At 60.5% G+C, this 13,997-nt stretch carries 16 protein-coding genes; 6 read left to right on the forward strand and 10 right to left on the reverse strand.

All coding sequences use genetic code 11. The features are described from left to right. The first annotated feature begins 10 nt into the window (after positions 1–10). From M3465_RS03935 to M3465_RS03945, 3 genes are read left to right on the forward strand one after another with little or no spacing between them, the layout of a single operon-like run. Positions 11–1,021, forward strand: a complete 1,011-nt coding sequence (locus M3465_RS03935) for a glycosyltransferase family 2 protein (protein WP_249500393.1) — start codon at positions 11–13, stop codon at positions 1,019–1,021. After that, positions 1,018–2,721 carry a DUF5927 domain-containing protein gene (locus tag M3465_RS03940; RefSeq protein ID WP_249500394.1) on the forward strand — a complete coding sequence of 568 codons (1,704 nt, stop codon included), beginning with the start codon at positions 1,018–1,020 and terminating at the stop codon, positions 2,719–2,721. The genes M3465_RS03935 and M3465_RS03940 overlap by 4 nt, the downstream gene beginning before the upstream one ends. Positions 2,722–2,724: 3 nt before the next feature. Further along, positions 2,725–4,146: a sulfotransferase family 2 domain-containing protein gene (locus tag M3465_RS03945; RefSeq protein WP_249500395.1), complete on the forward strand. Its 1,422-nt coding sequence runs from the start codon at positions 2,725–2,727 to the stop codon at positions 4,144–4,146. 6 nt (positions 4,147–4,152) lie between these two features. On the opposite strand, the gene M3465_RS03950 is transcribed toward M3465_RS03945, so the two are convergent. From M3465_RS03950 to M3465_RS03975, 6 genes are all read right to left on the reverse strand, one after another. Further along, the gene (locus M3465_RS03950; protein WP_249500396.1) at positions 4,153–4,614 is read right to left on the reverse strand and encodes a PTS sugar transporter subunit IIA; all 462 of its coding nucleotides are present in this window, start codon (positions 4,612–4,614) and stop codon (positions 4,153–4,155) included. A gap of 39 nt (positions 4,615–4,653) precedes the next feature. After that, positions 4,654–5,217 carry a ribosome hibernation-promoting factor, HPF/YfiA family gene (gene hpf / locus M3465_RS03955; RefSeq protein ID WP_249500397.1) on the reverse strand — a complete coding sequence of 188 codons (564 nt, stop codon included), beginning with the start codon at positions 5,215–5,217 and terminating at the stop codon, positions 4,654–4,656. Between the two features lie 226 nt (positions 5,218–5,443). After that, positions 5,444–6,196 carry an LPS export ABC transporter ATP-binding protein gene (gene lptB / locus M3465_RS03960; protein ID WP_249500398.1) on the reverse strand — a complete coding sequence of 251 codons (753 nt, stop codon included), beginning with the start codon at positions 6,194–6,196 and terminating at the stop codon, positions 5,444–5,446. Continuing rightward, on the reverse strand, positions 6,196–6,675 hold the full coding sequence (gene lptA, locus M3465_RS03965) for a lipopolysaccharide transport periplasmic protein LptA (RefSeq protein WP_249500860.1): 480 nt from the start codon (positions 6,673–6,675) through the stop codon (positions 6,196–6,198). The genes lptB and lptA overlap by 1 nt, the downstream gene beginning before the upstream one ends. After that, on the reverse strand, positions 6,675–7,265 hold the full coding sequence (locus tag M3465_RS03970) for a hypothetical protein (RefSeq protein ID WP_249500399.1): 591 nt from the start codon (positions 7,263–7,265) through the stop codon (positions 6,675–6,677). The genes lptA and M3465_RS03970 overlap by 1 nt, the downstream gene beginning before the upstream one ends. Positions 7,266–7,278: 13 nt before the next feature. Next, complete coding sequence (locus tag M3465_RS03975) at positions 7,279–7,893, reverse strand: ribonuclease D (RefSeq protein ID WP_249500400.1); 615 nt, start codon at positions 7,891–7,893, stop codon at positions 7,279–7,281. A gap of 879 nt (positions 7,894–8,772) precedes the next feature. Here M3465_RS03975 and M3465_RS03980 point away from each other — a divergent pair. Continuing rightward, on the forward strand, positions 8,773–9,462 hold the full coding sequence (locus M3465_RS03980; RefSeq protein ID WP_249500401.1) for a sugar transferase: 690 nt from the start codon (positions 8,773–8,775) through the stop codon (positions 9,460–9,462). On the opposite strand, the gene M3465_RS03985 is transcribed toward M3465_RS03980, so the two are convergent. The 3 genes from M3465_RS03985 to M3465_RS03995 form a co-directional block, all read right to left on the reverse strand. Then, complete coding sequence (locus tag M3465_RS03985) at positions 9,463–10,017, reverse strand: NADPH-dependent FMN reductase (RefSeq protein WP_249500402.1); 555 nt, start codon at positions 10,015–10,017, stop codon at positions 9,463–9,465. 124 nt (positions 10,018–10,141) lie between these two features. After that, a complete protein-coding gene (locus M3465_RS03990; RefSeq protein ID WP_249500403.1) occupies positions 10,142–10,801 on the reverse strand; it encodes a YiaD family glycine zipper/OmpA-like lipoprotein in 660 nt (219 codons plus the stop codon). A gap of 121 nt (positions 10,802–10,922) precedes the next feature. Further along, entirely contained in the window at positions 10,923–11,810 is an 888-nt protein-coding gene (locus tag M3465_RS03995) for a bifunctional helix-turn-helix domain-containing protein/methylated-DNA--[protein]-cysteine S-methyltransferase (RefSeq protein WP_502846096.1), read from the reverse strand. 86 nt (positions 11,811–11,896) lie between these two features. Between M3465_RS03995 and nth the strand changes: the two genes are divergently transcribed. Continuing rightward, a complete protein-coding gene (nth, locus tag M3465_RS04000) occupies positions 11,897–12,541 on the forward strand; it encodes an endonuclease III (RefSeq protein WP_249500404.1) in 645 nt (214 codons plus the stop codon). Beyond that, a complete protein-coding gene (locus tag M3465_RS04005) occupies positions 12,538–13,530 on the forward strand; it encodes an adenosine kinase (protein WP_249500405.1) in 993 nt (330 codons plus the stop codon). Before nth ends, M3465_RS04005 begins: the two co-directional genes overlap by 4 nt. Positions 13,531–13,675: 145 nt before the next feature. On the opposite strand, the gene M3465_RS04010 is transcribed toward M3465_RS04005, so the two are convergent. Further along, positions 13,676–13,873, reverse strand: coding sequence for a CsbD family protein (locus M3465_RS04010; protein WP_249500406.1), 198 nt, complete (start codon positions 13,871–13,873; stop codon positions 13,676–13,678). Positions 13,874–13,997: the final 124 nt, after the last annotated feature.

A 13,997-nucleotide genomic window follows, 5' to 3' on the forward strand; every position in this document is an offset into this window, starting at 1 on the left:
ACGCTGACCCTTGGGTGTGGTTCAACGATATGGCCTGAGACTTCAGCGCAAACGCTGGAGGATTCGCGCGTTTCGCAAACGTCGCGAACTCAAGCCGGTATTCAACCGCACCGATCAAATCCGCCGCAACGACATCCTTTTGTTCTGCACCTTTCGGAACGAAGGCGTCCGCCTGCCATATTTCCTGAAATACTACCGCGACATGGGCGTGTCGCATTTTATCTTCGTCGACAATGACAGCACGGACGGCAGCGCCGAATTGCTCGCGGATCAACCGGATGTTTCGGTCTGGCACAGCCGCAAGAGCTACAAGCGCTCGCGCTTCGGTATGGATTGGATCAACTGGCTACTGCGCAAATACGGCCACGGCCATTGGTGCCTCACCGTCGATCCCGACGAATTCTTCGTCTACCCGTTTTGCGACACCCGCCCCCTGCCCGCGCTCACCGATTGGCTGGAGGCGTCCTCGATCCGGTCCTTCAGTGCGATGCTGCTGGATATGTATCCCAAGGGGCGCATTGATGCCGTGCCGTATCAGGCCGGGCAGAACCCTCTCGATATCGCATGCTGGTTCGATTCCGGAAACTACACGCTCAAGCGCAATCACCTGCTCGGCAACCTGTGGATTCAGGGCGGCGTGCGGTCGCGCGTGTTCTTTGCCGACCGGCCGGAAGCGGCCCCGGCGCTCAACAAGATCCCGCTGGTCAGGTGGGACAAGCGCTATGTCTATGCCAGCTCGACTCATATGCTCCTGCCGCGCGGGCTCAATTACGTCTATGACGAATGGGGCGGCGAAAAAGCCTCCGGCGCGCTGTTGCACACCAAGTTCCTAAGCACCTTCAACGAGAAGGCGATGGAAGAGCTGAAGCGCCGCGAGCATTACGCCGGCAGCCAGGAATACGTCGCCTATGCGAGCGCACTGCGCGACAACCCCGAGCTTTGGTGCAAGTTCTCGGAAAAATACATCAACTGGCGGCAGCTCGAAATTCTCGGCCTCATGTCGATGGGCAACTGGGCATGAGCGTCGGCATCGTCATGCTCGCGCATACCGCGCTGCACCGGGCCGAACAGGTCGCGCGGCAATGGACAAAAGCGGGATGTCCCGTGGTGATCCATGTCGATAAGGATGTGCCGAACGCGCGCTACCGGATTTTCACCTCGCGCCTGTCGGACGATCCGCTGATCCGCTTTTCGCGCCGCCATCGCTGCGAATGGGGCACATGGGGGCTGGTCGCCGCCAGTCAGGATGCGAGCGAAATGATGCTGGCGGAGTTCGAGGATGTCAGCCATGTTTATCTCACCTCCGGGTCCTGCCTTCCGCTGCGCCCCGTTCAGGAACTGATCGACTACCTCAAGGCCCGCCCCAGAACCGACCATATCGAAAGCGCCACGACCGCCGATGTGCCCTGGACGGTCGGCGGCCTCGACGAGGAACGCTTCACCATGCGGTTCCCGTTCTCCTGGCGCAAGAGCCGGTATCTGTTCGACCGATTCGTCGAATTTCAGCGCAAGATCGGATATCGCCGCAAGATCCCGGACGGGCTCGTGCCGCATATGGGCAGCCAATGGTGGTGCCTCACGAGGCGAACCCTCGCTTCCATCCTCGGCGATCCGAAGCGCAGGCAATATGATCGCTATTTCCGCCATGTCTGGATCCCCGATGAAAGCTATTTCCAGACGCTCGCGCGGCTCTATTCGACCAATATCGTTAGCCGCTCCCTGACCCTGTCGAAGTTCGATTTTCAGGGCAAACCGCATATTTTCTACGACGACCACCTGCAACTTCTGCGCCGGTCCGACTGCTTTGTCGCCCGCAAGATCTGGCACAACGCGGACCGGCTCTACGACACGTTCCTGAACCCGAAACCCGGAGAGGTGAGCCTGCAGGAACCCAATCCCGGCAAGATCGATCGCATCTTCGCCAAGGCGGTGGACCGGCGCACACGCGGGCGGCCAGGGCTCTATATGCAAAGCCGGTTTCCGAACGAGGATTGGGAAAACGGCGTGACGGCGGCGAAATACTCCGTCTTTCAGGGCTTCACCGAACTTTTCACCGATTTCGAGCCGTGGCTTGCGCAAATCACGGGCGCGCGGGTTCATGGTCATCTCTTCGCACCGGACCGCGCACATTTCGCCGAGGGCCAGTCCGTGATGAACGGCGCGCTGTCCGATAGCGCCACGCTGCGCGATTACGATCCCAAGATGTTCCTGACCAACCTGCTCTGGAACACGCGCGGGGAATGCCAGTGTTTCCAGCTTGGGCCGCGCAGCACGCGGCACGTCATCTGGGACATCGCCAAGGATCCGAATGCGCAGGTTTCCGTCATCAGCGGAGCATGGGCGATCCCGCTTTTCCAATCCAACCGCACCTTTGCGGATCTGAGACGCGAAGCCGCGCAATTGCAGAAGATTGAAACCGAAATGCTCGATGCGCTGCGCTCGCCCTACTCGAAATGTCGCAAACGCATTTGGACCATGGCCGAATTCATCGAAAGCCCGATGGAGGCGATACAGGTCATTATAGATGAAATCGGGCTAGAGCCGCGCCGCCGGTTGACCGAGGCTCCAAACATTGTCGATCTCACCGGCTTCGGCCAGTTCCTGCAGAATCTCAAGAACCAGGGGATGCACCCCTATCTCATGGGCGATTTCCCCGCCGATCCGATTGCCCCATCCGCTGCGCGCAATCCGGCCCCGACACGCCCCTATCTGGTGAAATAAGCCATGCAGGGCGGTTTCGATCATTTCGTGATCTTTGCCGGAATGAGAACGGGCTCGAACCTGCTTGAGGATTATCTTAACCGGATCGACGGCATCACCTCGCATGGAGAGGCGTTCAATCCCAATTTCATCGGCTATCCCAACAGCACCGAGATTCTCGGCGTCACTCATCGCGCCCGCGAAGACCGCCCCGAGAAGCTGCTGAAGGCCATTCGAACGCGAAGCGATGGCTTGGGCGGGTTCCGCTTCTTCCACGATCACGACCCGCGCATCCTGCCCGCGCTTCTGGCCGATCCGCGCTGCGCCAAGATCGTCCTGACGCGCAATCCGGTGGACAGCTATGTGAGCCTGCAGATCGCGCGCGCGACGGATCAGTGGAAACTGACCGATGTCAAAAACCGCAAGACGGCGACCGCGCAGTTCGATGCGGTCGAGTTCGAACGGCATTTCGGGGAGGTTCAGGCCTTCCAACTCGAGATTCTGCGCGCGCTGCAGGTGACGGGCCAAACCGCCTTTTACATCGGCTACGACGATCTGAACGATCCCGAGATCCTGAGCGGTCTGGCAAGCTGGTTGGGTGTTCCCACCCCGCCCGAGCGTTTCGAGAGCAAGCTCAAGCCGCAGAACCCGCAAAGCCTGCGCGAGAAGGTCGAAAATTTCGATCAGATGGAAAGCGCCTTGCGCAACTTCGATCGTTTCGATCTGTCGAGAACCCCGAATTTCGAGCCGCGGCGCGGCCCGGTCGTGCCGTCTTACGTGACCCACCCGTCATACCCGCTCCTCTTCATGCCCATGCGCTCTGGCCCCGAAGCGGCTGTAACGGACTGGATGGCGCAGCTCGGCGGCGGCGAGCTCGTAACTCGGCACAACCAGAAAACGCTCCGCGCGTGGATGAGCGAGCACCCCGGCCACCGCCGCTTTACCGTCTTGCGGCATCCCGTGGCACGTGTCCACGCCGCCTTTTGCGACAAGATAGTGAACACCGGGCCGGGAAGCTTCGCAAAAATCCGCAACCAACTGGCGCGCTTTCACTGCATCCCTTTACCTGACGCGTCGATGCAGGACTCCGTGACCTACAAACAGGCGTTCAAGGATTTCCTGCGCTTTCTGCGGCTCAACCTTAACGGCCAGACAAGCATTCGTGTTGATGCGCATTGGGCGAGCCAGACTGCAGTGCTTCAAGGCATGTCGGAATTCTGCCTCCCCGATCACCTGTTTCGCGAGGCCGACTTGCCCGACGCGCTACCGGCCTTGGCAATGCAACTCGGCATCTCGGATGCGCCGATTTTAGAGCAGACGGATCCCCACGGCAGCACCCTATCGGCGATTTACGATGACGAGATCGAAACGCTCTGTCGCGACGCCTATTCGCGCGATTACATGATGTTCGGATTTTCGGACTGGCCGGACGCTCGCCCGGCCTGAGAGCCGTCACGCGGCGAGGGTCGCGCCCTCGGTAATGATCGTATGGAGCGTCGCCGGATCGGGATTGGCCCGCAGCTTGGTGCAGAATTCCGGGTCTCGCAATGTCCGCGACACGAGCGCCAGCGCCTTGAGGTGTTCGACCCCGGCATCTTCGGGGGCGAAAAGCGCAAAAACGATATCCACGGGCTGGCGATCGACCGAATTGAAATCGATCGGCTTTTCCAGCAGCATGAAAACGCCCACCACCGAGCCGACGCAATCGAGCCGCGCATGCGGCAGGGCAACGCCATGGCCCACCCCCGTGGGCCCAAGGTTTTCACGCTCCATGAGCGCATCGACCGACCGATCCGCCGGGATGCCGTAGGCACTCTCGGCGATATCGGCGATGTCATGCATCAGACGTTTCTTGCTCGACGTCGAAGACACGGCCTTCACGGCCCGTGGATTCAGAAGTTCTGCAAATTTCATGTGCTGCTCGCGTTATGGACCAACGTCGCCGCAACTCGTTTACGGATCGATCCAGCCGATGTTGCCATCATCCCGGCGATATACGACGTTCACCCCGTCCTTCTTGTCATTGCGGAACACGAGGACGGGAAGTCCTGCCAGTTCCATCTGCATCACCGCTTCACCGACTGTCAGCGATGGAATCTGTGTCTCCATCTCCGCGACGATGATCGGTTGAAGCGTATCGGGCTCATCTTCCTGCGTATCGATTTCGCTCGCGAGGATATAAGCGGACGCGCCCATGAGTTCAACCGGTTCGGTGCGATCCTTGTGATGGTCTTTCAGCCGGCGCTTGTAGCGCCGCAACTGCTTGTCCATCTTCTCGCAGCACCCATCGAAAGCGGCATAGATTTCAACGGCATGAGCCTTCGCGGTCGCGTTCAGGCCTGTGGAGAGATGAACCACCGTCTCGCAGACGAATTCATGCGCGCTCTTGGAAAAGACGACGGTGGCATCCGTCGGCCGCCCGGCATATTTGCCGAGCATGGCTTCCAACTCGGTCTTTACATGGGTCTGAAGCGCTTCGCCGATATCGATCTGTTTGCCGGTGATCTGGTAACGCATGGGATTTCCTTTGTTATTGTCTCATCTCTGCACGATGGCCGCGCCGATGGTATCGGCACGGTCTACAGGGGCAAAGGGGATTTGGCGCCTTGGGCAGGGGATTCGGTCGCTCGGCCGCAATTGCGGAACATCTGTGACGTGACCATCTGAGTCTCCAAACGCCATGCCCCATTTCAATCCCGAAGGAGGCAACTGTCAATCGGCTGAAACCGGTATCGGGAGCGATTCAGCCGATACGGAAACTGTCACCAAGGTAAACGCGGCGCACATTCTCGTTGCGCACCACCTCGTCGGGCGATCCCGACATGAGAACCTTTCCATCATGCAGGATATAGGCGCGATCCACGATTTCCAGCGTTTCGCGGACGTTGTGATCGGTGATGAGAACCCCGATCCCACGCGTCTTCAGATCGGCAACCAGATGCCGGATATCGCCGACGCTGATCGGATCGACCCCAGCGAAAGGCTCGTCGAGCAAAAGGTATTTCGGATCCGAGGCCAGGCAGCGCGCGATCTCCACCCGCCGCCGCTCGCCCCCCGAAAGCGCAAGAGCCGGGGCGCGGCGCAAATGTTCGATGGAAAACTCGCCGAGCAGCTCCTCCAACCTCTCGCGCCGGCGCAGTCTGTCGGGCTGACTGATATCAAGGATCGCGGCGATATTGTCCTCCACGCTTAGCCCGCGAAAGATCGACATCTCCTGCGGAAGATACCCGATCCCGAGCCGCGCGCGGCGATACATCGGCAGGTAGGTAACATCCTCTCCGTCAATCAGAACCTGCCCGCCTTCGGGGTTCACCAGCCCCGCGATAGCGTAGAACGATGTCGTCTTGCCGCTCCCGTTCGGGCCGAGCAGGGCCACAACTTCGCCGCGCTGCACTTCGAGCGTCACGTCGCGGATCACCACGCGTTTCTTGTAGCTCTTGCGCAATTGCCGCACGACAAGCCCGCTATCGCCCTCGGTGACAACAAGCTCCGGCATCACTCCTCTCCCTGAAAGACGGTGCGCACACGGCCGGTCATCTGCGCCGTTCCCGCCTCGAGATCGACATCCATCTCGTCGGAGACGAGGGTATTGGCTCCCTGCGTGAGCAAGACGCTGCCGCGCATCTCGATCGTGCCGCGATTGACGTGATAATCGGCCCGCTCCGCCTCGGCGGCCTGGTCGCCATTGACCAAAGTGACACCGCCGGTTGCCTCCAGCCGCTCCACGCCTGTCTGCCCCTCGGTGTAGAAGACGAGAACCCGCGGCGCCGATAGCCGCATCTCACCCTGGCCGATCACCACGTTGCCCGTGAAAAGCGCAGAGCCGTCGTTCTGCGAAACGGACAGGGACTCGGCGCTCACCTCGACAGGCAAGGACGTATCCTGCTGCACGGTGCCGAACGCGACCTCGGTGCCTTGCGCTGCTGCGGCACTTCCGAGGCCGAACATCCAAACTACACTCAAGACACGGAACATCATTCTGCCTCTGCTTCCTGCGGCACATATACCAGCTTTACGCCATCCGTGAACAGCAACTCGATCTCGTCCGTCTCGCCCGCCGGCTGCACACGGAGCTTTCCCGCCGACAGCGTCAGCCCCGGCCCATCGGCATCGACTGGCGCGCCGCTCTCGATCTCGATCCGGTCAAGCGCGGCGTTCAACACCTCGGTCCGCACCGTGTAGCCGGAACTGCTCTCAAGCGTCACGCCGCCGCTCAAATTGACCGCCTCTTCGCCCTCGAGCTGCCCGCTGGCGGCATCCAGAACGATCCGGTTGCCGTCCCCGATCTTGACCACCGCACGCAAATCATCGGCGATCACCCCCTCCTCGCCATTGCCGCCCCGCGCCCGTCGCGCGGCAAGTGTCAGCGCGTGGCCCGCTTCCGTCGTTCCTGCATAGAAGGGCCGGCCCACCTGTTCGCGGTCGGTCGGATCGGTTCCATCCGACAGGAGCGGAACGGTCGTCACCGGATCGGGGCCGCGCGAATAAAGGAACACGGTGGACAAAAGAACCAGCGCGCCCAGCGGCAGAAGGATTTTCAGCCAGGCGATGAAGCGCGAATACATGGTCCCGTCCTTTTCAGGAGTGGGCGAATATATCGGTATCCGGCCATCCCATGAGATCGAGTTTCGCACGTGTAGGCAGGAAATCGAAACAAGTCTGCGCAAGCTCCGCGCGATCTTCGCGCACCAGCATGTCCTGCAACGCATCGCGCAGCTTATGCAGGTAAAGCACGTCCGAGGCCGCATAATCTATCTGCGCCTGGCTCAGCGTTTGCGCACCCCAATCGCTCGATTGTTGCTGCTTGGAAATGTCGATGTTCAGCAACTCCTGCAACAGCGCCTTGAGCCCGTGCCGATCCGTATAGGTCCGCACCAATCGGCTGGCGATCTTGGTACAGTAGACCGGCGCGGTCAGCACGCCGAAGCTGTGATAAAGCGCCGCGATATCGAACCGGCCGAAATGAAACAGCTTCAACACGTTCGGATCCGCAAGCATCCGTTCGAGGTTCGGCGCGCTTTGCTGGCCCTTCTCGATCTGCACCAGATGCGCCCTGCCGTCGCCGCCAGAAAGCTGCACCACGCAAAGCCGGTCACGATGCGGACGCAGCCCCATCGTTTCGCAATCGATCGCCACCTCGGAGCCGAGATCGAGATCGTCGGGAAGGTCGCGCGCGTAGACCGAATGGGACATGAGAAAACCTCGGAATAAGACCCCCTGCAGATAGACCGTCCCCGAATGTGGCGCAACCTGTCCAAGATCGCCTTACTTGGGCCCGATTCTCAAATTCGAAGTTTGATTCGGGCGAGATTACGGCAAACCCGTGGTTGGCATGGTCCAATTTCCGCCATTATTGTTTCAATATGTTACAATTTGTGATCCGGCTAAAATGACCGGCCTTTTATCCCCGCGACGTGGGTCCGAGGCTCGCGGGACGCCTCCGGCGCTCCGATTATGTCGACAGTTCCCGAACAACATAGGTCCACTTTGATTATGAAGAACTGTCAACAATTCCGACACAATAACCGGATACGGGCTGAAATGGTGCGATCTGGCGTTGAATAATGCGAACAATTCGATGAATGTTAAGCGATAACACCTGAGGCGGCAAACAAACCGCTAATTTGACGGCCTCGAGATATCACAGTTTCTATCCAATCGATCGCGCCGGCCTACGGCATCGGCGAAGGATTGCGCACGTTTCGGAAATGGCCGCCCTAAGCCTTGGCTGGCTCTGCGAGCGCAACCTTCGGTAGCTTTCGCCGGTCCGAAATACCCCTAAAGTTACAGCCGGCGCCGCAAAGTTGACCTAATTGAGGCGCCCCGCCATATACTCAAGAGAAAGCGCAGGCCACAATCCTGCCGTTTTTTGCAATACGCACTTGGGGGTTGGTGCACACTGTTGGGAGTTGCGTAACGATCGTCTGCTGAAGTCTGCCGAACCAGCTTGAAACAGTCGAACCATCGGACAGCAGTCCAACGGTCGCGCGCCTGAAACAATTCGGGCACGCCAAGGTTTCTTGCGCTCGAAAGACAAGCGGCGCGCTGCGCGACATGGCCAGAGAGGTGACTATGACGCTACAGTTTCGCCAGCCACTGCCGGGCGCCAATCTAGAGGCGCTCGTTCACACCGCCTTCGCCCGTTCGGAACCGAAATGCGTCTATCGCGATCACGTCAAGCGTCTGATGGACATCGCGCTTGTGCTCTGCGCCGCCATCCCGGTTCTTGTTGTTCTCATGATATGCGCCGCGCTGGTGGCCCTTGACGGCGGCTCGCCCTTCTACACGCAGCGGCGGGTCGGACGGTTCGGCACATCGTTCAGGATGTGGAAACTGCGCAGCATGGTTCCTGATGCGGATGACGCGCTCCGCAAGCACCTGGCCGCAGATCCCGAAGCGCGGGCCGAATGGGACCGCACGCAGAAGCTGCGCAACGATCCGCGCATCACGCGGATTGGCCAGTTTCTGCGCAAGACATCCATCGATGAACTGCCGCAGCTCTGGAATGTGCTGAAAGGCGATATGTCCCTTGTCGGTCCGCGCCCGATGATGGTCGAGCAGCGGGCGATCTATCCCGGCTCCGCCTATTACGCGCTGCGCCCCGGTGTGACCGGCCTCTGGCAAATCTCGGTCCGCAACGAGAGCAGCTTTGCCGAACGGGCGCAATATGATGCCGAATATCTCGGCAAGGTGACGTTGCTGGCAGACCTGTCCATCATGTGGAAAACGCTTAGCGTGGTGGCCAAAGGCACCGGCTGCTGATCACCCTGCGCGGCTAACCTCCACCGCACGCCGCAACGCGGCCATCAGCCCGTCGAGTGCCTTGGCGTTGATCTCGTTCGTCAGGCCGCCATTTCCGTCCCATTGCTTCGCCGTCGCCGCGACAAGCACCTCCGGCCCAGGCACCATCAGCGGCCTGAACGGCAGCAAGCACAGGCGCACCATGTTCTGCGCCCTCTCGCCGCCCGCACGCCCGGCGGTTGCCGACATCACCGCAACTGGCTTGTTGGCCCATGGTGCGCCCTCCGTGCGGCTGACCCAATCGAGCGCATTTTTCAGCACGCCGGAAATGCCCTTGTTGTATTCCGGCGTCGCCACGATCACCGCATCGGCTGCGGCGATCTGATCTGCGAGGCGCTGAACCTCCGGCGGAATGCCCGACACCTCTTCGAGATCGCCGTCATATAGCGGAAGGCGCAGATCGGCTTCGGTGAACTCGGCCTCTCCGAAACGACGGGCCGCTTCCCGCAGGAGCAGACGATTGGTGGATGCCTTGCGCAGGGAGCCGCACAGGCCGAGCAGTTTGAAATCACTCATTCGCAAACCTCTATTGGATCATCGTCGCACTACTTGAGTTTCGCCTTCCGTTCGGCAAGCCCGTCCCGCATTGAAAAACCCGCGCCTCTCGGCGCGGGCTGTCATTTTCCCTGTGATCCGGGCGTCAGGCGCTTGGAAGGATCACGATCTCGACGCGGCGGTTCTGCGCGCGCCCCTCGGGCGTCAGGTTGCTTGCGACGGGCTGATCCTCACCGCGGCCGATGGCGCGGATGCGGGAGGACGACACGCCCTCGCTCATCAGAATGCTGGCAACCGATTGCGCGCGGCGCTGCGACAGGCCCTGGTTATAGCTGGCCTCGCCGGTATTGTCCGTATGGCCGAGAACCTGAACCGTTGTGTTCGGATAGGCCAGCAGGTTCTGACCGACCGTGCGCAGATCGCGCTGAAGATCGGGGCGCAGCGATGCGCTGTCCGTCGCGAACAGAATATCCTGCGGCATGGTCACGATCAGGCGGTCGCCGGTATTGCGGATGGTGACGTTGTCATTGCCGATCTGCGCGCGCAGATCCGCTTCCTGCTTGTCGAGCTGGTTGCCGATCAACGCACCGCTACCGCCACCGATCACGGCGCCAAGGGCGGCGTTGCGGCGGCGTTCCTCGGGGTCGTTCCCCATCAATGCGCCGATCGTGGCGCCCGCACCGGCGCCGATCAAGGCGCCCGATTTCGTCTGACGACGCGGATCGTTCGGATCGGTGCATGCGGTGAGCGCGATCAGCGCCGCGCTGCTGAGAAGCAGGGTCGATTTGGCTCGAATTTGCATCATGTTTTGTGCCTCTTGATAGAAGCCCCGTGCAGTCGGGGACGAGCGGACCATATCTGGCAAGGCGCGGCTTCGAAACAATTATCCGGGAAAAATCGGCATCTTTCCGCCCAGCCCTGTAACATCAGCCCTCCGCATCCGCCCGCGCCGCCTCCCAGGCGAGGATGCCGCGTTTGACCGGAAGACCCCAGTGATACCCGCCAAGCCCCCCGGATTTCCGCAGCGCACGGTGGCACGGGATCAGAAAGCTGATCGGGTTGCGCCCGACCGCCGTGCCAACCGCACGCACCGCACGCGGATGGCCGATAGACGCCGCGATCTCCGAGTAGCTGGTGACATGCCCGGACGGCACTCGCATCAGCGCCTCCCAGACCTTGATCTGGAACGGCGCGCCGATGAGGTAAAGCGGCGTCGGCTCCGTCGGCTCGGCTGCACCGAAGGCCGGCAAGACCCAGCCGCGAAGCCGTTCCGGTGCCTCGACGTAACGCGCCTTCGGCCAGCGCGATGTCAGATCATGCCAGGCGTGACGCTCGCCCGTTTCGGCAAAAAGCCCGATGCCGCAAAGCCCTCTTTCGGTTCCCATGACGAGCGCCGGGCCGAAGGGGCTGTCGAACCGGCCCCAGAAAATCGTCAGCCCGTCGCCCTTGCGTGCAAACTCGCCGGGGCTCATCGCCTCCCATCTCAGGAACAGATCATGCAAACGCCCGCTGCCTGAAAGGCCCGTCGCATGAGCGGTTTGCAAAATCGTGAAACGGTTTTGCAAAAGCGTCTTCGCATGGCCGAGTGTCAGATATTGCTGATACCGTTTCGGACTGACACCGACCCAGCGGGAAAACACACGTTGGAAATGCGCGGGGCTCATATTCATTCGCGCGGCAAGCTCATCGAGCGATAGGGCTGCCTCATGCGCATCGATCACATCGAGCGCGCGGCGCATGACATTGAAATGATAGCCTTGGTCGATCTCGGTTTCGATCTGCATTTGTCGTGCCTCTTGAATGGCCTCATACATACCCGATCCCTTCGGACCGAAGCGACCCGAAACCTGCGTCAAGGTCTTTGCTTGCTCCTCGTGCGTGCAAGCGGCATATCGCGTGTATGGCCAGGCAACTCGACTATCATACCATTCGCGAGATTTTCACGCGCTTTCAGGAGGCCGATCCCGAACCCAAGGGCGAGCTCGATCACGTAAACGCCTATACGCTCGTCGTCGCCGTCGCGCTGTCGGCGCAGGCGACCGATGCGGGGGTGAACAAGGCCACCAAAGCGCTTTTCGAGATCGCCGATACGCCGCAGAAGATGCTGGACCTCGGCGAAGACGGCGTGATCGAGCATATCAAGACCATCGGCCTATACCGCAACAAGGCGAAAAACGTCATCAAGCTGAGCCGGATGCTCGTCGAGGAGTATGGCGGAGAGGTGCCCAATTCCCGCGCCGCGCTGGAGAGCCTGCCGGGGGTGGGCCGCAAGACGGCGAATGTCGTGCTGAACATGTGGTGGCACTATCCCGCGCAGGCTGTCGACACGCATATCTACCGCGTCGGCAACCGCACCGGGATTTGTCCGGGCAAGGACGTGGTCGCCGTCGAACGCGCGATCGAGGATCATATTCCGGTCGATTTTCAGCAACACGCCCATCACTGGCTGATCCTGCACGGGCGTTACACCTGCGTTGCACGCAAGCCGAAATGCCCGGCCTGCCTGATCCGCGATCTTTGCCAATTCGAGGACAAGACCCAATGAACAAGAAATATCAGGTTGTCGGCATCGGCAACGCTGTCGTCGATGTGATCGCGCGTGCGGAGGACACGTTCCTTGACCTCATGGGCATCCAGAAGGGCATCATGCAGCTCGTCGAACGCGAACGCGGCGAAACGCTTTATGCCGCGATGGAAGAGCGCACCCAGACGCCGGGCGGCTCCGTGGCAAACACCTTGGCCGGGCTTGGCAATCTTGGTTTGCGTACGGGTTTCATCGGGCGTGTGCATGACGATGCTTTGGGCCGGTTCTATGCGCAGGCGATGGAGGAGGACGGCACGGATTTCGTCAATGCCCCCGTGCCGGGAGGCGAATTGCCGACCTCACGCTCAATGATCTTCGTCAGCCCGGACGGGGAACGGTCGATGAACACCTATCTTGGCATTTCCGCCGAACTCGGCCCCGATGACGTTTCCGAGGACGTTGCGGCCGAGGCGGAAGTGGTCTTTCTCGAAGGATATCTTTTCGACAAGGACAAGGGCAAGAACGCCTTTATCCGAACCGCCCGCACCTGCCGCGCGGCTGGAGGCAAGACGGGTATCGCCATCTCCGACCCGTTCTGCGTGGAACGGCATCGCGAGGATTTCCTGAACCTTATCGAGAAAGAAATGGATTTCGTCATCGGCAACGAGGCCGAGATCATGTCGCTCTACCGCAATGACGATCTCGAAGCGGATCTCGAAGCCGTCTCGGCCGTCTGCCCACTCGTTATCTGCACCCGGTCCGGTGACGGGGTGAGCATCATTCAGAACGGCGTTCGCACCGATATTCCGGTGACGAGGATCACGCCCGTCGACGCCACCGGCGCCGGCGATCAATTCGCGGCCGGTTTCCTATACGGCCTCGCCACCGGCCGCGACATGCAAACGTGCGGACGCATGGGATGCATTGCTGCGACCGAGGTGATTTCCCATATCGGCCCCCGCCCCGAAAAGGATCTCCGGGCGCTCTTCCGACAGGCCGAATTGATATAGAGTAAATTTAAAAAGCCCCATCGCACGACCGGCGAGAGGGGACAGCGCCAGTGAGCGATGGGGCCGATTGACAGGTCTGAAGGGGAGGGAAACAGACCGTCAATCTTTTTGTCGGGCCGCTCCGTGCAAGGCGGCCGCGATGATTTTATTGCTCGCGAAGGAACTGGTTCACCTCTTCCCTCGCCTCTTCCTTGCTTTTGCCGTATTTGGCCTGAATCTTGCCCTCCAGCGCCTCGCGGTCGCCGTTCACTTCGGCAAGCTCATCATCGGTCAACTCACCCCATTTGGCTTTGACGTTGCCGGTCATCTGTTTCCAGTTACCTTCGACTTGATCCCAATTCATGGCTGTCGTCCTTTCCGTGTTGCTGTTTCCGGGGGCATGAAGTTACGCCCCATCTACCGTCCGTTGCGGATGGCTCGATGAAACAACACGCCTTCTTCGCGAATGTTCCTCGCGTGCGTCAAGA

This window comes from Marivita sp. GX14005, assembly GCF_023370775.1.
Classification (GTDB): domain Bacteria; phylum Pseudomonadota; class Alphaproteobacteria; order Rhodobacterales; family Rhodobacteraceae; genus Marivita.

Excerpts from the sequence above, each read along its gene's own strand:
- M3465_RS03940 (WP_249500394.1), top strand. The coding sequence starts at position 1,018 with ATGAGCGTCGGCATCGTCATGCTCGCGCATACCGCGCTGCACCGGGCC.
- M3465_RS03945 (WP_249500395.1), top strand. The coding sequence starts at position 2,725 with ATGCAGGGCGGTTTCGATCATTTCGTGATCTTTGCCGGAATGAGAACG.
- M3465_RS03950 (WP_249500396.1), bottom strand. The coding sequence starts at position 4,614 with ATGAAATTTGCAGAACTTCTGAATCCACGGGCCGTGAAGGCCGTGTCT.
- hpf (WP_249500397.1), bottom strand. The coding sequence starts at position 5,217 with ATGCGTTACCAGATCACCGGCAAACAGATCGATATCGGCGAAGCGCTT.
- lptB (WP_249500398.1), bottom strand. The coding sequence starts at position 6,196 with ATGCCGGAGCTTGTTGTCACCGAGGGCGATAGCGGGCTTGTCGTGCGG.
- lptA (WP_249500860.1), bottom strand. The coding sequence starts at position 6,675 with ATGTTCCGTGTCTTGAGTGTAGTTTGGATGTTCGGCCTCGGAAGTGCC.
- M3465_RS03970 (WP_249500399.1), bottom strand. The coding sequence starts at position 7,265 with ATGTATTCGCGCTTCATCGCCTGGCTGAAAATCCTTCTGCCGCTGGGC.
- M3465_RS03975 (WP_249500400.1), bottom strand. The coding sequence starts at position 7,893 with ATGTCCCATTCGGTCTACGCGCGCGACCTTCCCGACGATCTCGATCTC.
- M3465_RS03980 (WP_249500401.1), top strand. The coding sequence starts at position 8,773 with ATGACGCTACAGTTTCGCCAGCCACTGCCGGGCGCCAATCTAGAGGCG.
- M3465_RS03985 (WP_249500402.1), bottom strand. The coding sequence starts at position 10,017 with ATGAGTGATTTCAAACTGCTCGGCCTGTGCGGCTCCCTGCGCAAGGCA.
- M3465_RS03990 (WP_249500403.1), bottom strand. The coding sequence starts at position 10,801 with ATGATGCAAATTCGAGCCAAATCGACCCTGCTTCTCAGCAGCGCGGCG.
- M3465_RS03995 (WP_502846096.1), bottom strand. The coding sequence starts at position 11,810 with ATGTATGAGGCCATTCAAGAGGCACGACAAATGCAGATCGAAACCGAG.
- nth (WP_249500404.1), top strand. The coding sequence starts at position 11,897 with ATGGCCAGGCAACTCGACTATCATACCATTCGCGAGATTTTCACGCGC.
- M3465_RS04005 (WP_249500405.1), top strand. The coding sequence starts at position 12,538 with ATGAACAAGAAATATCAGGTTGTCGGCATCGGCAACGCTGTCGTCGAT.
- M3465_RS04010 (WP_249500406.1), bottom strand. The coding sequence starts at position 13,873 with ATGAATTGGGATCAAGTCGAAGGTAACTGGAAACAGATGACCGGCAAC.